The organism is Nostoc sp. (assembly GCF_036917235.1).
Taxonomy (GTDB): domain Bacteria; phylum Cyanobacteriota; class Cyanobacteriia; order Cyanobacteriales; family Nostocaceae; genus Nostoc.
Genome location: NZ_JBALDU010000030.1, coordinates 31,538 through 51,430, shown reverse-complemented (window position 1 = coordinate 51,430; position 19,893 = coordinate 31,538). Strand labels below are relative to the sequence as shown.

At 39.4% G+C, this 19,893-nt stretch carries 20 protein-coding genes and 1 pseudogene; 5 read left to right on the top strand and 16 right to left on the bottom strand.

What is annotated here, in order from left to right; all coding sequences use genetic code 11:
• Positions 1–49: 49 nt before the first annotated feature.
• A complete protein-coding gene (locus tag V7K44_RS09695; RefSeq protein WP_334930925.1) occupies positions 50–3,241 on the top strand; it encodes an efflux RND transporter permease subunit in 3,192 nt (1,063 codons plus the stop codon).
• Between the two features lie 482 nt (positions 3,242–3,723).
• Here the strand turns inward: V7K44_RS09695 and V7K44_RS09690 are convergent, their stop codons facing one another.
• From V7K44_RS09690 to V7K44_RS09660, 7 genes are all read right to left on the bottom strand, one after another.
• Complete coding sequence (locus V7K44_RS09690) at positions 3,724–4,242, bottom strand: hypothetical protein (RefSeq protein WP_334930923.1); 519 nt, start codon at positions 4,240–4,242, stop codon at positions 3,724–3,726.
• A 161-nt stretch (positions 4,243–4,403) separates the two neighbouring features.
• Positions 4,404–4,940 (bottom strand): DUF4360 domain-containing protein, encoded by a 537-nt coding sequence (locus V7K44_RS09685; RefSeq protein WP_334930921.1) that lies wholly within the window; start codon positions 4,938–4,940, stop codon positions 4,404–4,406.
• Between the two features lie 682 nt (positions 4,941–5,622).
• Positions 5,623–7,251 carry an NAD(P)H-quinone oxidoreductase subunit 4 gene (locus V7K44_RS09680; RefSeq protein WP_334930919.1) on the bottom strand — a complete coding sequence of 543 codons (1,629 nt, stop codon included), beginning with the start codon at positions 7,249–7,251 and terminating at the stop codon, positions 5,623–5,625.
• Between the two features lie 438 nt (positions 7,252–7,689).
• Entirely contained in the window at positions 7,690–7,806 is a 117-nt protein-coding gene (locus V7K44_RS09675; RefSeq protein WP_334930917.1) for a hypothetical protein, read from the bottom strand.
• 12 nt (positions 7,807–7,818) lie between these two features.
• Positions 7,819–7,941, bottom strand: a complete 123-nt coding sequence (locus tag V7K44_RS09670) for a hypothetical protein (RefSeq protein ID WP_334930914.1) — start codon at positions 7,939–7,941, stop codon at positions 7,819–7,821.
• Between the two features lie 59 nt (positions 7,942–8,000).
• Positions 8,001–8,273 (bottom strand): type II toxin-antitoxin system RelE family toxin, encoded by a 273-nt coding sequence (locus tag V7K44_RS09665; protein ID WP_334930912.1) that lies wholly within the window; start codon positions 8,271–8,273, stop codon positions 8,001–8,003.
• Positions 8,260–8,472 carry a hypothetical protein gene (locus V7K44_RS09660; RefSeq protein WP_334930910.1) on the bottom strand — a complete coding sequence of 71 codons (213 nt, stop codon included), beginning with the start codon at positions 8,470–8,472 and terminating at the stop codon, positions 8,260–8,262. Before V7K44_RS09660 ends, V7K44_RS09665 begins: the two co-directional genes overlap by 14 nt.
• A 372-nt stretch (positions 8,473–8,844) precedes the next feature.
• Here V7K44_RS09660 and V7K44_RS09655 point away from each other — a divergent pair, with 372 nt between their 5' ends.
• A complete protein-coding gene (locus V7K44_RS09655) occupies positions 8,845–9,837 on the top strand; it encodes an endonuclease NucS domain-containing protein (protein ID WP_334930908.1) in 993 nt (330 codons plus the stop codon).
• Between the two features lie 48 nt (positions 9,838–9,885).
• Here the strand turns inward: V7K44_RS09655 and V7K44_RS09650 are convergent, their stop codons facing one another.
• From V7K44_RS09650 to V7K44_RS09625, 6 genes and pseudogenes are all read right to left on the bottom strand, one after another.
• Positions 9,886–10,125, bottom strand: a complete 240-nt coding sequence (locus V7K44_RS09650) for a type II toxin-antitoxin system HicA family toxin (RefSeq protein ID WP_334930906.1) — start codon at positions 10,123–10,125, stop codon at positions 9,886–9,888.
• Positions 10,118–10,384 carry a type II toxin-antitoxin system HicB family antitoxin gene (locus V7K44_RS09645; protein ID WP_334930904.1) on the bottom strand — a complete coding sequence of 89 codons (267 nt, stop codon included), beginning with the start codon at positions 10,382–10,384 and terminating at the stop codon, positions 10,118–10,120. The genes V7K44_RS09650 and V7K44_RS09645 overlap by 8 nt, the downstream gene beginning before the upstream one ends.
• Positions 10,385–10,397: 13 nt before the next feature.
• Complete coding sequence (locus tag V7K44_RS09640) at positions 10,398–10,844, bottom strand: DUF29 domain-containing protein (protein WP_334930902.1); 447 nt, start codon at positions 10,842–10,844, stop codon at positions 10,398–10,400.
• Positions 10,845–10,901: 57 nt separating this feature from the next.
• Positions 10,902–13,532, bottom strand: coding sequence for a bifunctional aconitate hydratase 2/2-methylisocitrate dehydratase (acnB, locus tag V7K44_RS09635; protein ID WP_334930900.1), 2,631 nt, complete (start codon positions 13,530–13,532; stop codon positions 10,902–10,904).
• Between the two features lie 340 nt (positions 13,533–13,872).
• A pseudogene (locus V7K44_RS09630) lies at positions 13,873–14,768 on the bottom strand (DUF4351 domain-containing protein).
• A 210-nt stretch (positions 14,769–14,978) separates the two neighbouring features.
• Entirely contained in the window at positions 14,979–15,374 is a 396-nt protein-coding gene (locus tag V7K44_RS09625) for a hypothetical protein (RefSeq protein ID WP_334930898.1), read from the bottom strand.
• Between the two features lie 1,131 nt (positions 15,375–16,505).
• On the opposite strand from V7K44_RS09625, the gene V7K44_RS09620 reads away from it, so the two are divergent.
• Positions 16,506–16,778 (top strand): transposase, encoded by a 273-nt coding sequence (locus V7K44_RS09620; RefSeq protein WP_334930896.1) that lies wholly within the window; start codon positions 16,506–16,508, stop codon positions 16,776–16,778.
• Here V7K44_RS09620 and V7K44_RS09615 read toward each other — a convergent pair.
• The 3 genes from V7K44_RS09615 to V7K44_RS09605 form a co-directional block, all read right to left on the bottom strand.
• Positions 16,775–17,152, bottom strand: coding sequence for a four helix bundle protein (locus V7K44_RS09615; RefSeq protein WP_334930894.1), 378 nt, complete (start codon positions 17,150–17,152; stop codon positions 16,775–16,777). The genes V7K44_RS09620 and V7K44_RS09615 overlap by 4 nt on opposite strands.
• 177 nt (positions 17,153–17,329) lie before the next feature.
• Positions 17,330–18,244, bottom strand: a complete 915-nt coding sequence (locus V7K44_RS09610; RefSeq protein ID WP_334930892.1) for a GUN4 domain-containing protein — start codon at positions 18,242–18,244, stop codon at positions 17,330–17,332.
• A gap of 296 nt (positions 18,245–18,540) precedes the next feature.
• Entirely contained in the window at positions 18,541–19,032 is a 492-nt protein-coding gene (locus V7K44_RS09605; protein ID WP_323200641.1) for a hypothetical protein, read from the bottom strand.
• 193 nt (positions 19,033–19,225) lie between these two features.
• Here V7K44_RS09605 and V7K44_RS09600 point away from each other — a divergent pair, with 193 nt between their 5' ends.
• Both V7K44_RS09600 and V7K44_RS09595 read left to right on the top strand, forming a co-directional pair.
• On the top strand, positions 19,226–19,546 hold the full coding sequence (locus V7K44_RS09600; RefSeq protein WP_334930887.1) for a 2Fe-2S iron-sulfur cluster-binding protein: 321 nt from the start codon (positions 19,226–19,228) through the stop codon (positions 19,544–19,546).
• Between the two features lie 147 nt (positions 19,547–19,693).
• Positions 19,694–19,873: a hypothetical protein gene (locus tag V7K44_RS09595; protein ID WP_334930885.1), complete on the top strand. Its 180-nt coding sequence runs from the start codon at positions 19,694–19,696 to the stop codon at positions 19,871–19,873.
• The last annotated feature ends 20 nt before the right edge of the window (positions 19,874–19,893 follow it).

Genomic DNA, 19,893 nt, shown 5'->3' with positions numbered 1-19,893 from the left:
TTAATGCCCCATGCCAAATACCAAATACCCAAAGCCCAATTTTTAAACTATGTTTGTTGACTTCTTTATTAAGCGGCCAATTTTTGCGTCGGTATGTGCGATCGTCATCCTTCTAATAGGATTAATCAGTATTGCAACATTGCCGATCGCTAGATTCCCAGAAATTAGTCCCACCCAAATCACTGTCACTTCCAACTATAGCGGAGCTAGTGCAGAAGTCGTAGAAAGCGGCGTTACCAATATCTTAGAAAGGCAAATCAACGGGGTTGAGGGACTAAGATATATTACTTCCAGTAGCAGTAACGATGGTACTAGTACCATTACAGCCACCTTTGATTCATCACGGAATAAAGATATTGCGGCTGTGGATGTGCAAAATCGTGTTTCTGTTGCCCAACCACAACTGCCAGACTCTGTGCAGCGCACGGGAGTGCGGGTATCTAAAGAATCTAGCAACATTCTCTTAGCGATTGGTTTATTCGCTGAAAATAAAGAGTACGACAACATATTTTTAAGCAATTATGCCGACCTTTACTTAGCAGATGCCTTAAAAAGAGTCAAAGGCGTGAGCAACGCCCAAGTTTTTGGCGAACGTCGCTACGCAATGCGTTTGTGGTTAGATCCGAGTCGGCTTGCCAGTCGGGGACTAACGACTAAGGATGTAGCAAATGCCCTATCCGAACAAAACTTGCAAGTTGGTGCAGGGAGAATTGGACAAGAACCGGCTCCTGAAGGACAAAGATATCAACTGGATGTGCGTGCTGTCAGCCGATTAGCAGAACCATCAGAATTTGAAGAAATTGTCCTGAAAACTCAAGATGATGGTACGTTAGTTAAGCTCAAAGATGTCGGTAGAGCGGAATTAGGCGCAGAAAACTACAGTTCATTTCTGCGATTTCGGGGCAATGATGCTGTCGGGTTAGGAATTTATCAGGTTCCTGGCAGTAATGCTTTAGATGTAGCGAGGGGAGTCAAAGCTGAACTGGCGCGATTGGCTCCGAGTTTTCCGCCAGGAATGAAATATCAAGTAGCTTTTGACACAACATCCTTTGTAGAAGAGTCCTTGGCAGAGGTGGTCAAGACTCTGATTGAATCGGTGGTGCTGGTTGTAATTGTAATTTTTGTATTCTTGCAGGACTGGCGAACTACCTTAATTCCAGCATTGACAATTCCACTTTCCTTAATTGGGACATTTGCCTTCGTCAAAGTTTTTAACTTTTCCATGAATAGTTTGACTTTGTTTGGTCTAACTTTAGGATCTGGGATGGTGGTAGACGATGCGATCGTTATAGTGGAGCAAATTAGCCGCTTTATTAAGGATAAAGGTATAAGTCCTCGCCGAGCCGCTAGCGAATCAATGGCAGAACTGCTTGGGGCAGTGATTGCAACTTCACTGGTATTGATGGCGGTGTTTATACCAGTGGCATTTTTCCCAGGAACTACAGGCGCACTTTATAAGCAATTTGCTCTTACTATTGCCTTTTCCATTGCGATTTCGACTTTTTTGGCTTTGACTCTGACACCTTCTTTATGTGGGCTGCTGCTGCGTCAAGGACAAAGACCTTCAGGCTGGTTGGGTTGGATTTTTGGCCAGATTAATCGGTTTCTCGATTGGGCACAGCATAATTATAAGCGATCGCTGAATTTCCTCACCCGCTTCAAAAGTGTCATTATCGGGTTGTTTATCGTCTCCTTGGGAATGACTGTTTGGCTGTACACCACAGTACCAACAGCCTTTCTCCCAGACGAAGACGAAGGCTACTTCATCACAATTATTCAAGGGCCGCAAGGGGTTTCGCTGCAATATACCAGTGATGTGATTGCAAAGGTAGAAAAAGAAATTCTGCAAATTCCAGAAGTACTGGGGACTTTTGCGATCGGTGGATTTGGTTTTAGTGGTAGCACAGCTAATAGCGGCATTATATTTACAACTTTAAAATCTTGGGACGAGCGCTCAAAACCCAATCAATCAGTACAGGCGATTATTGGCAGCTTGCAAGGGAAGTTATTGGCAATTCCAGAGGCCAGGGTTTTTCCTGTAAATCCGCCACCAATTCAGGGTTTAGGCAACTTTGGCGGCTTCGTATTTCAACTGCAAGACCGCAGAGGTAACAGTGGCTTACAAAATCTAGTCCAGTCGATGGGTCAGTTGCTGGGTAAAGCTAATCAAACACCAGGATTACAAGCTGTATTTAGTACCTTTGCCGCAGATACACCACAATTGCTTGTGGAAGTAGACCGCAATAAAGCCAAAGCATTGCAAGTTTCTATAGATGATGTCTTCAGTACATTACAAACTGCTTTAGGATCGCAATATGTAAATGATTTCAATCTCCAGCAGCGCAATTATCGGGTGTATATCCAAGCAGATCAACAGTTTCGTTCCAATCCAAAAGATATTGGTAAACTATACGTTCGTTCTCAAAAAAATCAAATGATTCCTTTGAGTAACTTAGTCACAGTTACTCCGACTGTGGGAGCGCAAACGATAAATCACTACAATCTATTCCGCTCAATTGAAATTAATGGTGCCGCCGCCCCTGGCTCTAGTTCGGGAGACGCAATTAAAGCAATGGAAAAGGTTGCTAAAGAAGTTTTACCAGCAGGTTATGGTTATGAATGGTCAGGGACTGCATTAGAAGAAATAGATTCTGGTGCTTTAGCACCCTTGATATTTGGATTAGGAATCATCTTTGTATTTTTGGTACTCGCCGCTCAATATGAAAACTACGTTGACCCTTTTATCATTCTGTTATCTGTTCCCTTAGCTATCTTTGGAGCGCTGATAGCTCAATCAATGCGGGGTTTTGCGAATGATGTTTACTGTCAAATTGGTCTAGTAATGTTGATCGGTTTAGCTAGTAAGAACGCGATTTTGATTGTGGAATTTGCTAACCAATTACGAGACCAAGGGCTTTCGATGACCAAAGCAGTAATTGAGGCTTCACAAGAGCGGTTACGCCCAATTTTGATGACTGCTTTTTCTACACTCTTGGGAATTTTTCCCTTAGCTACTGCGACGGGTGCTGGTGCAGGAAGTCGGCAATCTTTGGGAACAGCAGTTTTTGGTGGAATGTTAATCGCTACTTTCTTGAGTTTGTTTGTCGTACCAATTTTGTATATCGTGATTAAGACGATAACAGAGCGATTTATCAAACCAAATCGGCATCAAGAAATAGCAGTAGAAGCAGTGTCATTAAATGGTAGCACTGCTGTATATTCAACAAAATCTGAGGATTGATTATCTTTGGTTATCGATTGGATCAAATGAATTTAGGGACTTGCAAAAAATAAAATATCCCATCGCAAGGTCTTTCACCCCTAGGATGGGATATTTTTAACTGCAAGTGCCAATTTAAGCTATTGGTAATGATAAATTCTTTTTAAGATTCAGTAAAAATTCTTAGCGCTTGTGTCGTGTTACACAAGATGCTAAATTGCTTTGATATCTTGCAGCATTCTTAATTAGTAGCCGCGATCGCCTGGCTGCAACAACTTACCACCCTGCATTTAACCGACAACTAAATAACGACGCTTGCCAAAAGCGATCGCGCCCACCTGCAACAACTCACCACCCTGGATTTAAGCGGCAAATAGTTAAATCGGCGATTATAAACCGACTGTATTACATGGAATTGAGAACTGCTATTTAATCAACCGCGATCGCACCACCACATCTTACTGTTCTTCACCTTTTTCCTGAAGAATCGCTAAAACCACATTTTATTGTTGTTGAAGTGCAAACTTCATCTCTGTCAACTCTAATTCTCCTCCGTTCGTCATTAATACTAAATTAATGCCTAAAACACTTTTTCCTGTAGTTGTATAGTTAGTTGGAAGTATTTGATTAGTCAAATCAAAATTCATAGGACTTCCATAGATAATTTGATATGGAGTTGGTTTATCGCCAATTAAAAATGATGAGATGGCTATTTGTGCTGGTGCTTTCTTGACTACACCTTTTAAAGCTAAAGGCACGAGCCTAAATTGCTTTTGAGTATTAGAGGTATTAATTCTAACGATACATCTAGCCCTTGGTGATTGTGCATTTACAGTTATAGGAGAGCGAAGTGTAAACTGATTTATTTGCGGATCGAAACTTATATTACATCTTCTATTAACCAAAAATTTTGGCTGGTTGTCTATTGCAGTAGCAGTACTAGATGAATTGCCATCATAACAATAGAAAAAAAACAAGCATATTAATATGAAAAAATTACGTGCATCACTTAATTTCAACATAACTTACTCTCCATCAACAGAAATTTGTAATCTTAAAGAAGAATACATTCGGTAGATTCAATGAGTGGGGGATTTAGACCCCATCACTCATTGAAGACCACCAAATTTGGAATTTGGTTGGGTGTATCACCATCTAGCCGCAGAATCGCTAAAAGCGAGGACTAGCAACGTCTTAGGTCAAAATAAAGCCTTACATCCCCAGCATTGATATCGGCTGTATCAACGAAAATAGAACTTCCTCGTGAGGATTGTGCAATCATATTAATACCTAATAGTCCTTGCCCACCACCACTACATAAACCTGTAGCAGCTAGAACAGTAATCTCATCTTGCTCTGCAAATGCCTTACTAGATGTAAACTTGGTAGTTTTAGGGGGAGCTACGGCTTGACCAAGAGCACCACCACTAAAGCTATAAGTTCTGCTTAAGCTGGTACCTTTACTCCCTCTATCAATATCAGTAGTTCCTTGGTACAGTACTTGTACATCTTGGACGATGAAACCACTTGGAATAAAAGTTTGAACACGTAAAATACACTTTTGACGCTGACCATTGAATGCACTAAAGTTATCCAAGACAATCGATAAGCTTCTACCATCATCTCCAGGAAGCTGATCGGCAACACTACATCCACCAGAACCGAGTGCATCTCCAAAAGTAATACTAGGCTCTTCAGCCAAAACCTTGGTCGTAAGCACATTTATTCCAAGAATTGTAGATAGAGATAGTAATACACCAAATTGTTTAAAGTTCATATTGATTGTACCTATGTTGTTAAAGTTGTTTTTTCATGGAAAATGCAGTCAAAATGCATCTCCCTCAACTATTTAACTAGTGCAGGATAAATCTCTAGAAGGTTTACTTTATTTAGAAACTAAATCGTTTTTAACTGTGGCAGGAATTAACTTAGTGTAGGTATAGCATCACCTACGTAAGACTCACCTGTAATAGTCTAAAGTCTTGAGATGAAAAAATGGCACTTTCTCTGTAAAATCCATGAGAGAACTCTCCTACAGATGCATAAGTAGAATTAAGCCTTAATACCTTTGCTAAAAAAAGAGGTAGTCTAGCTTTTGCCGAAAGACCCCAACGCAAGAAGGCTGTAAACTCTCAAGCTAATTAATTGCAATAGTTGAGTGTCTCTATCTTGAAGTTACAAAAAGAATATGAGGAACTTGTGAGGAAATATGGTGCTTATTAAAACTTAAATTTTGTCAGGATTCAAACTGGAGTTTGCTGGGATATGAATAAAACTAACATTGTCGACATAAATTGCCCTTACCTAAAAATCTATTTCAACTCAATAATGCCAAAATTTTAGGGGTGGTTATGAAACCACCCCTTTATTCTCCTAATATTTAGAATTTACTTGCAGACCCCTTAATGGGAAGTTAATTTACTCAGAATGTTAATCGAACTTTCAACTTGAGAAGTAGCCAATGTTGGTGCAGAGAAAATACGCGAGTACAAACTTGATGGTTGTTGATGAGCAACAACTGGTAGAACTTGACGAGCATGAGCAGCTAATTCTACTGCTTTTACATCATAAGTCTGCGTTGCTAACTTGGGATAAAACCCGATTCCGATGATTGGCAGTAGCAAACAAGCAGTAATAAATATTTCGCGGGGTTTAACATCAGATATTACAGCATCCAAGTGCAACTCTTTATTTTGCTCCCCGTAGAACACTTGACGCAGCATCGACAGTAAATAAATCGGTGTCAAAATCACGCCAACTGCTGACAGCAGCACGACTACAACTTTGAAGCTGGAACTGTAAACATCACTGCTGGCGATACCCAGAAATACCATCAACTCACCCACAAAACCACTCATTCCGGGTAATGCGAGAGAAGCCATTGAACCAATGGTAAACAGAGCAAAGGTTTTGGGCATTACCTTGGCCATACCGCCCATTTTATCCATCATTAAGGTATGGGTGCGATCGTAAGTCACTCCAGACAGGAAGAACAAGCTAGCAGCAATCAAGCCGTGGGAAACCATCTGTAACACTGCACCACTGATACCCAGTTCTGTGTAAGAGGCAATCCCAATCAGCACAAACCCCATGTGGGCAATTGAAGAGTAAGCCAAACGGCGTTTGAGATTGGTTTGAGCAAAGGCACAGCAAGCACCGTAGACAATGTTAACCACACCCAAAACTGCTAACACTGGAGCAAAAGTCACATGGGCATTGGGCAACATTTCCACATTGAAGCGGATAAGAGCATAACCACCCATTTTTAACAAAACACCAGCCAAAATCATTGAACCGGGTGCTGATGCTTCACCGTGGGCATCAGGTAGCCAAGTGTGTAAAGGGAAAATTGGTAACTTTACACCGAAGGCAATCAAGAAACCTGCATAAACCAGCAATTCTAAGGTTTTGGGATATTCTTTCATTCCTAGAGTCGCCATGTCGAAGGTGACGGTATCTCCAGAGAATGCCATTGCAAAACCAGCAATCAAGATAAATATTGATGCAGCAGCGGTGTAAAGAATGAATTTGGTAGCGGCATAACGGCGGTTTTGTCCTCCCCAGATGGAAATCAGCAGGTAAATCGGCACTAACTCGATTTCCCACATTAGGAAGAACAACAGCAAATCTTGGGCAACAAATACGCCAAGTTGGGCGCTGTACATCGCTAACATCAAACCATAAAATAATCGCGGCTTGGTGTTAACTTTCCAAGCCGCGAATATTGCGAGGGTATTTATTAAGCCTGTCAGAAGCAGTAAGGGCATCGATAAACCGTCAACCCCCACAGCCCAATGCAAACCCAACTGCGGTATCCAAGGATAGTTTTCTACAAGTTGGAGTGTTGAACTTTGAAAATCGTAGTTATACCAAAAGGCATAAATCATCAGTGCAAAGTCGGCAAAAGCAACTCCCAGACCATACCAGCGGACAGTTCTACCTTCCTTGTCTGGGATTAGGGGGATGGCTAAGGCAGCCACCAAGGGTAAGAGGATTATGGCTGTTAGCCAGGGAAATTCAATAGCATTCATCACTTCTGACAATCAATTTGGCTTATCGCTTTTAATTTCATTATATTAAGGAATCAATACTTTTGTAAACATTCTTTAACTCTATGAATATTAAATTTTTGACATAGGTAAGAACATATACTCATTGAATGTCAATTTATCAGGATAAATAAGAATAAATACTTATCTGTTTTTGACGATTCCATTCTAAATGTAAACTTTTGCAACGTCAACTAAAGCCACCGTTACAATACAGTTACATTTCCTGCTTCAGCCCCGTTGTCAGGGCTATCTAGTCTATGCTTCTAAGTTGAGTCATAGATTTAACTCCCAACCCCTCTCCAAAGCAGAGAGGGGAGCCAGATTTCTTCCCCTTCGCTTGTAGGGAAGGGAGTTGGGGGGTTAGGTCTGTGTGCGAAGTGCGAGGATGCGATTAATAACTATTTTTTAAGGTTTCTTCTAATGTAAACGGAGATACTTTAGGAAAAAATTTATTTTAATTACTGTTTCATCAGATGCTTTGAGACGAGCTTTTTTATAACAGTTTTCAAAGACTTCTACAAGTAGAGGTTGCAAACTGGGACTATCTTATAATAATGTTTCAATACAGATACGTTGTTCAGAAATTACTAGCAGGTCTTTACCCTTACCATAGGTTATAGTAATTTGGCGGATTTTGACATCTTCACTTCCATAGAGATCACACAGCATTTGCCGCTTTACTGGTATTAGGGTATGTATACAGTAATGATAACAAGTTTTACAGTGCTTCAAGGAAAAATTCTGTAGATGTCTTTACGATGAGCAACTCGTTTGCAGATTAATGTTTTTGTTTCTCGATCAAGAGTAATGCCAATCCGATAATCACCAACTCGAATTTTATATTTATCGCTATAGCCTTTCAGCTTTTCAAGATATCCTAATTCAAAGGGATTCTCTGATTCAATTTCTTGAAACACGATAGGTTCTATGCGGCTTTGGATCTCAATTGGTAAAGCAGCAAGTTCTTTCAAGAATCTTTTGGTATATTCAACTTGCCACATTTTTCTCTTTTAGTGATTGATAATATTGTAGTGCTTCATCTTTTGATAATGGTTTTTCTTCCTCTACTTCCTCCATGAGTTTTGCTAAACCATAATCCTCAAGAATTTCTTCAATCTTTTCAAATTCAGCGATAGGAATTTGTACGGCAATAGGTCGTTGATTTTCGTCAAGAACATAGTTTTTGTGAACTTCAAGCATTTTAGTAATTCCTATGTGTGAAAAATCTGGTGTCAGGTAATTAGATTTTAACAGTTTATCGCGATCGCATGAATTGACCTCTCCCCCAACCCTCTCCGAAGCGGAGAGGGGAGCTGGATTTCTCCCCCTTCCCTTGTAGGGAAGGGGGTTGGGGGGTTAGGTCTGTGTGCGAAGTGCGAGGATGCGATCGCACTTCACTACTCTCACTTGTCCAAACAAGGACATCAGATAGTTTTTAGTATAAATTAAATACATAAGTCTGTATGGGTTTGGAACAATATATTAGCCAAAGAGTTTATATAAATACTTTTATGTTTCATGATGATTGAAAAAATAATCGACTTATCTAACTATTATTACTTAACTTAGATTATGCAAAAGAACGTAGCATTACGCAAAACCGAGCAAGGCTGGAAATTTATTGATGAGTCTGAATTAGAAACTTTTGTTTGGGATAATTTAGAAGAAATATTTGAACTAAAGCCCTTAACGCGCCAATTATCTATAAAAGGAGAAATTTGTGACATCTTAGCAACAGGAGAAAATAATCAACTAGTTATTATTGAACTGAAAAATACAGAAGATAGATATGTGATTAATCAACTTACACGCTATTATGACAATTTGTTAGAAGAACAACCTTTAAAAACTAATATTAATTATGATAAGGAAATTCGGTTGCTAGCGATATGTCCGAGCTTTCATCGTCATAATTTAATTGATGAAAAACACAGTAGATTAAATTTTATTTTATTTACTTTTTTCATTGTTTATGAAAACAATGAATTCTATTTTCATTTATCTCAAATTCATAATCAATCAGAAACAAAGATTATAAAAATTAATTATCAAGAAGTTAATCTCCAAAATCAAGAAAATGATGATATTCCTGAAGCACCAAGATTATTATTAGATTGGTTAGGTTCTTTAACAAACACAGAAATAGAAAATTTAAGGACAATTAGACATCAGATATTAAGTTTCGATCATAGATTAGAAGAACTAATAGTGAATAAAAGCATCATATATGCAAGTAAATATGGTAAGGATAAGATGAGGCAATGTGCAGAGTTATGTTTTGATAGAAAATCGAAAAAGATACTATTATTTTTATGGCTAATTATTCCCAGTCGCCAAAATAAAACTATTGCTAGAATGCAAATTGATCCAACGGAAGAATATCTCACATATCGGCGATATGCTCCTGTGAAAGAAGGAAGTATATTTTGGAAAAAATTCTTCAATCACATTTATTATTCTGTTCCAGAAAATAAAGGCAGTTTTTTAAAACAGGGAATATTTGTTGATGATATAAAATCTCTAGTTGATAAGGCATTGCAAATATGGCTAGAAAGAATCAATTAAAATAAGTTTAGTCGTAGGTTTGTTGAATGCAGTACAACCCAAAATTACTTACTTTAACAAACTTTCAATATCCTCATCAGTAAAGCCAAACTGCCGAAAAATACGCAAAACATAACCAGGAGACATTTCTCTTGCACCCATATCTATAGGAACTACTCTTCTTTTACCATCAACTTCACGAGTATATAAACAATGGTCGCCTTTTCCTTCTCTATGAAATGTGCAACCTGCTTGTTCTAAAAGCTTAATTAACTCCTTTGGTTTCAAGGAAGGTATATTTTTAGGCATAAACCTTCCTTAATTCATATATCTCTAAATCTTGTTCTTTTTCTTCAACAGATAAAAATTCATGTAATTCATCTATTGAAACGGGAGATTTATAAATATTACTTTCAGACTCATAAACAATCTCAAAAGATTCAATTGCTTCTTTTAGCTTTTTAATTGCATCTTCTTGACTAGTTCCCTGCCCGACAATGCCGTTTTCTAAACATAAAGCAACCCAATAGCCAGAATTTTTTCTGAGTACGACGGTATAAAAATTCATTCCTTCCTCCAACTTAATAACTATTTTTTAAGGTTTCTTCTAATGTAAAAGGAGATTCTTGAGGAAAGAAATTTAATTTAATCCCTGTTTCATCAGATGCTTTAATACGAGCTTTTTGATAACAATCTTCAAATACTTCTGCAAGTAGAGGTTGCAAACTTGGACTATCTTCTAATAATGTTTCAATGCAGATACGTTGTTCAGAAATATTACTGCGCCAATTTTCGCTACGTTTGTCTGGTTCATATTGCCATTTGAGCAAGTGCATTAATAGCACAATTAATCTATTTTTTAACTTGCGTTTTTCACTCCTCCCCATGCTTTCAATTTCTTCAATTAGATTAAGTATATCTATTTCCTTAAAATTATTTTCTTTTAACTGATGGAAAATTGTTTGTGTCCACAAGTAAAAATCTTGTTCATAAAGATTTTTTTCATTTATCAAAGATGGACTAGTCATTAATATTCCTCTTGGAAACGCTAAAAATTAGGTGGGCATAACACCCACCTAATTAAACTATACTAACAAAGCCTGCTCTTCTTTAGAAATCACTCGCCCTTCATCTTCAAAACCAGTGATTTGATCGAAGTTTAAATACCGATACAAATCATCTGCAAAAGGATGAATTCTACTCGCCACAATATCCAGGTATTCCTGTACTGTCGGCAGCCGTCCCAGTAGCGCACAAACTGCGGCTAATTCTGCCGAACCAAGATACACTCGCGCATCTTTACCCATGCGATTATTGAAGTTGCGGGTAGAGGTAGAAAATACTGTTGTGCCATCAGCAACTCGCGCCTGATTACCCATGCACAAACTGCATCCTGGTATTTCTGTTCTAGCACCCGCAGTCCCAAAAACGCTGTATACACCTTCTTCTTTTAATTGGTGTTCATCCATGCGGGTTGGTGGTGATATCCACAGGCGAGTTTTTACTTCACCTGCGCCTTCCAAAACTTTCGCTGTTGCCCGATAATGACCGATATTTGTCATACAAGAACCGACGAATACTTCTTGTACTGGATCGTTAGCAACTTCCGATAATAATTTAACATTATCGGGGTCATTGGGAGCAGCAACAATTGGTTCTTTGATTTCGTTTAAATCAATTTCAATTATTTCGGCATACTCAGCATCAGCATCGCCTTCTAATAACACGGGATTTGCTAACCATTCTTCCATTTTTGCCACACGGCGCAACATGGTACGCGGATCGTGATATCCCCGCGCTATCATATTTTTCAGTAACGCGACATTAGAACGCAGATATTCCGAAACTGTCTCTACACTCAGCTTAATTGTGCATCCAGCACAAGAACGTTCGGCACTGGCATCGGTGAGTTCAAAGGCTTGTTCAACTTTTAAATTTGGCAAACCTTCTATTTCCAAAATTCGCCCGGAGAAAACATTTTTCTTATTCTGCTTTTCTGCTGTCAGCAAACCTTTTTGAATTGCCACGTAAGGAATGGCATTCACGACATCCCGCAGGGTGATACCTGGTTGCAATTCTCCTTTGAATCTTACCAAAACTGACTCTGGCATATCTAAAGGCATGACACCCAAGGCGGCTGCAAAGGCTACTAATCCAGAACCGGCGGGGAAGGAAATACCCAAGGGGAAGCGGGTGTGAGAGTCGCCGCCAGTTCCCACGGTGTCGGGTAGCAGCATCCGGTTTAACCAAGAGTGGATGATACCATCACCGGGACGGAGGGCGACACCGCCACGAGAAGCAAAGAAATCGGGGAGTTCGTGATGGGTTTGGATATCTACTGGTTTGGGATAAGCTGCTGTGTGACAGAAACTTTGGATCACTAAGTCTGCACTGAAACCAAGACAAGCGAGTTCTTTTAATTCGTCGCGGGTCATGGGGCCTGTGGTATCTTGAGAACCAACGGTGGTAATGATGGGTTCACAAGATGTGCCGGGACGCACACCAGGTAATCCACAAGCTTTACCTACCATTTTCTGTGCTAGGCTATAGCCTTTGCCTGTATCAAAGGCTTGCTGGGGACGGGTGAAAACGGTGCTGTGTTCTAAACCAAGTGCAAGACGAGTTTTATCGGTGAGGGTACGTCCAATAAGTAGGGGAATGCGTCCACCTGCGCGGACTTCATCGAGAATGGTATCAGGTTTGAGGGCGAAGGTGGAAATGACTTCGCCTGTTTCGTTGGTGATTTCGCCTTTGTAGGGATGGATGGTAATTACCATGCCGGTTTCGAATTTGGTGACATCGCACTGAATAGGCAAAGCACCGGCATCTTCAGCAGTGTTAAAGAAGATTGGCGCGATCGCACCACCTAAAACATAACCCCCAGCGCGTTTGTTTGGCACAAAAGGGATATTATTTCCCATGTGCCACAATACAGAGTTAATGGCAGATTTACGCGAGGAACCTGTACCAACTACATCTCCCACGTAAGCTACAGGATGCCCTTTTTTCTTCAGTTCGGCAATGGTTGCTAAACTTCCCGGTTGCCGTGACTCTAACATCACTAAGGCGTGTAAGGGAATATCCGGGCGAGTTGTGGCACTTTGGGCAGGGGATAAATCGTCGGTATTGGTTTCGCCAGGAACTTTAAAAACGGTGACAGTAATTGCTTCTGGGACTGTGGGGCGAAGGGTAAACCATTCAGCTTCCGCCCAAGAGTCAATTACTCGCTTGGCGTAAGGATTGGTTTTAGACAACTCTAAAACATCGTGGTAAGCGTCGTACACCAAAAGGATTTTGCTTAAGGCGTTGGCGGCGTAGGCGGAAATGGGTTCCTTTCCTTGTCCGCCCATTACCAGAGGTGTTTCAGATGAGTCGGAGAGGGATACAGTGGGCAATTGCAACAAATCGATTAGAGATTGCACATTGTAACCACCGATCATTGTGCCCAGCAATTGCACTGCTTCTATAGGCGCAATCAACGGACTAGTGATTTCCTCCTTGGCAATGGCGGTGAGAAATCCAGCTTTAACATAAGCTGCTGGATCGACACCAGGAGAAACGCGATCGCTCAATAAATGTAATAATATCTCCTCTTGACCCTTTGGCGGATTTTTCAGTAATTCACATAATTCTGAGGTTTGCTTGGCATCCAATGGTAAAGGGGGAATACCGAGTGCTGCTCTTTCAGCAACGTGTTTACGATATTGTTCTAGCATTTTTATGTTCTCCATTGGGATGTTCTATCTTTAATTATGAAATATTTTTAGTCAATACTTGGCTATAAAAGTTTAGCTTACTTTTATAGCTGAAAGCCTTACGAGTAATCGGGTGGCTGCAATTTTTTTATACTGAAAGTTTAGTATTTGAAAAGTATTGGGCAAATTCCATTCGCTACTACACTAAACTTAGTCCACGGAGGTGGACTAAAATAAAATTAAGGTTTTTTAACCCACGTTCGCATAGCGTTCCATAAGGAAAGGTGGGTTTTGTATTTCCACTCCGCAAAACAAGTCTATATAGCCGCGACTTATAGTCACCAGGTCTAATAATAATGAATTAGATTGATTGTTGATTTAACCAAGCTTCTAAATCGGAAATGCTGGAAAAGTCTAACAATGCTTCTCCTAAGTTCTCTAATTGTTCAATAGATAATTCTCTAATTCTCTCAACTAAAAATGCATCAATCTCACCAATACGGCGATTGAGTTGACGTGTAATTAAACGTTGTTCTCCTGACTGTACAGCTTGTTCTCTGTCTTTTTGATAAAGTGGTTCTAGTCGCATAATTAACTCCCTATCATCTGCTTCTAATTGTTGGTTTACTCTCAAGTTTTCGCGCAAGTTGTAAACTAATTCTAGAGTTGCTTTCTGGTATGGATGATCTAATGGTAACGCTTGCAACTCGATAATCGCTTGTGATTGCACACTTCCCCTACCTAAAAGCCTCAACCATAATGTTTCTGGAATGTTTCTGGTGTTTGGGGTAGTTGGTGTATCGCTACAATTGCTGTCCGCAATGCATCTGGCAAAAAATGCACTCCTGATAACCAACCTGTTTTTTGTATAGTTCCAAAGCTAGACAATCTGGTTTCAGATATGGTTGGTGTAAGAACCCACAATTTTGGAATTTCTAAATCCTGAAGTTTGGTTTTATTGGTTTTAGCTTCTCGTCGCAGGAGAGCTTTGATTTCTAATAATTTTAGAATACAGTCGCAGATTTCATCGGTAGAAGCTGGATTTCGGAAGGGTTCTATAATCGCAGGATGTTCAGCAAATCTTCCTAGCAAACCCAGTATTTGTAAATTAGAGTTTTGCTGTTTGGCAGGAGTGAATAAAACATCTATTTCTTTAATCTCTCCCGCAACTTTTTCTGATGCTTTGACTTCTCCGTAATCTTTTAATAATTCTTCTAGATAGTCTTTAGCAAATTTATCATGTATAAACCGGGTCATTCAGTTTTAAGATTGCGGAAGTTCTGGGTTAATGCAAAGTTTTATTATATAGTAGTCCTGAATCATTCGTAAGACAATATATCCCCGACTTCTTTGAGAAGTTGGGGATATAGACACCTTGAATTTCACATTTGGCTCATTACTTTTAATTTTTTATACTTCGCCCAAAATGCACTTAACTTTAGTCGCTTAAACTTCTGCGCAATGGTACTAAACGGTTATTGCATTTTTATCTAATGTTTTATCTGTATTAGCTTTCAAGCGTGTCAATCTACTTTTACGGATGCGTTCGCTGTCTCGAACGCCACCTGCAAGTTCATATTCATCGCTGTTTTTGCCGTACTTAAAACCAACCCCTACCAGCATTTTGTCTGAAACCTGATTTAAGGTTTTTTCCATCTCATCCAGCTTTTTTCTAGAAGAGTCAATCATAGCTATAGCAGCGTTATAATCATTAAGCATATTGTGAAACTGCTCTATTAATTGACTCAAGTGTTGCAAGCTGTAAATATTATCAAAATTGATATTTGGATCGATAGCTTTCAGTCCGGCAACTCTAAATTCAGCTTTTTCTAAAATCCGGGAACTACGTTTTGTTCGAGGCACAATTTTACACCTTTAATAGCTCTACAGAACTATTTTGTCTTAATTAACCTGTATTCTGGTTCAGCAAAAAGCGCATTTTTCTGAGTAAAAGTTTTTATTTATGCCAGTAATTTCTCTGAGTTTAATCACGAAAGGTTGATTTTCAGTGAAATAATATTATGTTTAAGTTGTACGAAAACTACAATGTTGTTGCAAAAGCATCGCACTTTTACTTCTATAGCGGTTCTTGTACCCTGCGGGTTCGCTTTTAGCGTTCTGGCAGAGTAGCCGCTACGCGTCTATGGATGCAATACACATTGGTGTAAACTAACGTGAAACTCTTGTCAAGACGTGAAATTGAGTTCATTCACTTACCATTACTTACCGCGTCACTTTACCCCGGTTTTGTCTAAAGCCAAAACCGCCCCTCCTCTTGGTAAGGTAAAACTACGGTGTACACACAAGTCTTTTATAGTTTACTCACTGAGTTTTTGTGTCAGTTTTACCCCACCCTAACCCTCCCCTTGGAAAGGGGAGGGAACCGGAAATCTTAATTTCCCCCCTTATAAAGGGGGGATTAAGGGGGGTAATTCGACTTTTGTGTACACTGTAGCTTGGTAAGGGAAGGGTTGGGGATGCGGAAAAATGTATATTGGGTAAGCATTTCAGCTTAATTTGACACTTATGAGCATTGCTGTGACCCTACAAATGATCTGTATTCTATGCAATTGAGAAACGCTATGAGCGATCGCTTTAACCTTAAGGCTTAATGTTGTAACCTTAAGGCTTGATGTTCTAGCTCTAAGGCTTAATCATATAACCTTAAGGCTTAATGTTCTAGCTTTAAGGCTTAATGTTATAACCTTAAGGCTTAATGTTATAACCTTAAAGCTTAATGTTGTAACTTTAAGAGTTAAAGTTGTAACATTTTCTCAAAAGTTTGTTGGTGAGTGCATTAGAGGTTGTTTGAAAAGTATTTCGCTGTGACTTTAGGCACTTTAGATCCCCCCTAACCCCCCTTAAAAAGGGGGGAACCGGAATCAAAGTCCCCCAATTTATCGGGAGATTTAGGGGGATCTAAAATTTTTGATCCCGACAAGAGGACTTTTCAAACATCCTCTTATAGCAGCATGATATTTTAGCGATTTTTTTATGGCTCGCCCAAAACGCAATTTTCAATCAGGTTTCTGCTATCACATCACGACTCGCTGCAATAACCGCGAATTTCGCCTAACGCGGTTAGAATGCCGTGAAGTTTTTCTGTATGCCATCAAGAAGGCACAGGAAAAATATCAATTTAAGCTTTATGCTTTGTGCATTATGAGCAATCATGTGCATTATCTTCTGGAACCAAAACAGCCAGAAGATTTACCGAAAATTATACACTTTGCAATTCGCAATTCGCAATTCGCAATTCGCAATTAACTAGATAGGTTGCCGTTAATTTTATCTTTGATTTTTCGGGTAGAAGCAACTAGAATTTTACCAATTTCTTTGGTTTCTTGGAGAAGAGACTCAAATTTATTTTTTTCAACTAATTCCGACTCGATTAATATTTCTAACCAATATTCAGTTTCTCTTTCTTCCTTAAGTGCAATCTCCAATTTGTGAAGGAAATCTTTATTGGATTGAGCAGATTGAGCTTCTCTGACATTTGCACCAATGGAAGTACCACTACGTAGTAGTTGATTTGATAATGTTCGACAAATTCCAGGCTTTTCATCTAAGAAAGTACAAGCTTTCACTATCCTGATTGCCAAGGCTTTCGTTCTATCGCTAATAGAAATATTTTGATTCATACATTTGAGTCTGAATTAATAATACTTTTTACCAGACTTAAATGTTATTTATTTTACTCTAAACGAATTGCGAATTGCGAATTGCACCGTGCCAGGTATCGGAATTGTGAAATGTTGATTCTACCGTGCATTTGGGGTTGGTAATAAATCTTTATAAATATCTGAAAGCCTTAAATGTTACAGTTTAAAAGTCTCGATGCGAGAGAAGAGACACCAACCCCAACACCAACCTACACCCCCACCCCAAACCCCCCCCCACAACAACCACCTCACCCCCCCACTAAACCTAACGCGAGGGAGGTGTCCTGTTGGGGAAGAGGTATCAAAAGTAACTTCTGAGTAAGAGAGCCAACTTCTTTCCACTCTCCATCCTACGCGATCGCCTAACTTTTCCCAGGCTTCTTCGTAATACTTGCCGTCAGCTATACCGCCAACGCTCAAGTAAATTTGCTTCTGGACGCTGAAGCCAAAGTGTCCATAGCTGTATTTTACCCATAAGCGGTCAATTGTGCGTAAGTCAGTGCGAGGAAAATTTAAGAGTTCGTGTGAGGTGAAGTAGTCGCCATCTTTTTTACCTACAGCCTGAATCATCACTCGATAGGTTTCTTCGTTGGCTTCCTTCCAGTTTTTTGCTGCTACTAAGTCGCCCAGTCTGGTGTAGTCTATACCTTTTTCAGACTCTCGATCGCCGATTTTTTTCTTGGCTTGCTGGACAATATAATTAATCCCTTTATCACTACTGATTGCCACCCAATTCTTTATTTCCTCATATTCTTTTGGATGAGAATTTCTAATTGTTTGCATATTTATACCATGCAAAATAGGCAGAATATTATTAGTTGTTAATATCTGCTCGAACTCCATAAAAGTCCATTCTTTATGTTTAGCAAAGTAGTTATTGCTAATTACCACAATTCCATACTTTGATGCCTTTAGTCCTTCTTTAATTTTTATTTTTAAATTGTCTCCCCAGCCGAGTTCATTTTCGTCATACCATACTTTATATTGTGCCTCGGTTAGTCTTTTGTACAATTCTTCTACAAATGTCTCTTTATCTTCAGATGCATGGCTGAGAAATATATCATGAACCATAAATACTCCTTGTTATTTCATCCGGTGTGCTTAAACAAGCAAAATAATTTTTTGTAGAGTAGAAATGTTTCTTTTAACATCTCTACAAGGGTTTTCACATTAACAAAAACTATCTAAGAGGCTGTTTGAAAAGTAATTGGCTGTGATTTTAAGTACTTCTAGATCCCCCTAGCCCCCCTTTTTAAGGGGGGAACCGGAATAAAAGTCCCCCTTTTTAAGGGGGATTTAGGGGGATCTAGAACGTTTTGCTACCAACAAGAGAACTTTTTAAACATTCTCATTTCCAATAATTTTTATTACTCCTCCACACCAGCAATTTTTGCCAACGCCTTCGCGTAATCTTCCAACCCACCTCGCAAAACTTCCAACTCACTTCGCAACTTGGGTTCCTCCGACCAACTCTGCTCATGTTCCTTGGGACTCACCCCCACAGGTCGTCTAGCTTCCCACGCTTGCAACAACGGATGCCATTTAGCCAAAAACGGCCTTAACCCATTATTCAACACTGCGATCGCAATTCCCCCCACTGAATCACGACTAGCACCCACATCTGGCCCGGCTGCTTTGAGAACTTCGCGGGTAGTGCCAAATAAACTATAAAGAGAGTTCATCGCTTCTCGTACCAAACCCTGGTCAACTTCTAATGGTTGCACAGCAATCCGTGTCACCAATTCCACATAAAGCGACCAAGCCGCCTTCTTTTGTGTGGTGTCAACCTTCCACGACATCGAACCAATGCCAAAAGGCAGACTTACAGATACAGTCTCTAAAGAAACGCGATCGCGCATATTTTATAGTAAGCAAATTTAACTAATTTATTTGTGTATTGTATAGTAATTAATGTTACTAATATAAAAATTGTTCAGAATTAGTTGCTATAATTATCAATCTTTAACCTAAATTTTTATAGTAACATCTGGATATTTTTAACTAATTCAGATAAACTAATAAATTTGTCCGTAGCATGACCTTCTTTTGTATATGCCCAAAACTTACACCGTAGAAATTGATCACCAAGGCAAAATTCATACCTTGCAAGTTCCTGAAAATGAAACGATCTTATCAGTTGCCGATGCTGCTGGTTTGGAACTGCCGAGTTCTTGTAATGCAGGTGTCTGCACAACTTGCGCCGGTCAAATAAGCGAGGGAACTGTGGATCAAGCTGATGGTATGGGCGTTAGTCCAGATTTGCAAAAGCAAGGTTACGTATTGCTTTGTGTTGCCAAACCCCTTTCTGATTTGAAAATTCAGACAGAAAAAGAAGATGTAGTTTATCAGTTACAATTTGGCAAAGGCAAATAATCAGCGAACAGTTATCAGTATATCGGATGATTATTCATAACTGAATAACTGTTTATTGAGATTACCAAATCTGATAAATTACATAAGTATTTCATCGCAGATGAAGTCAGCTATTCTAGAAACTACAAATCAACAGGATTTACCAAAATGACGACTCATTTTATTACCGCAGAAATTGATTTACAAGAAACTCCCGCAGAGTTACTAGAAGTAATTGAAACAGAGTTAAAGAAACAAGGCGAACCTCTGCGTTGGGCAGTTACTTCTGTGGACGTTGAAGAACAAAAAGCTACAGTTGAAGCCGTTGTTACGACAGTTAAGAGTTAGGAGAAGAGACGCGATTAATC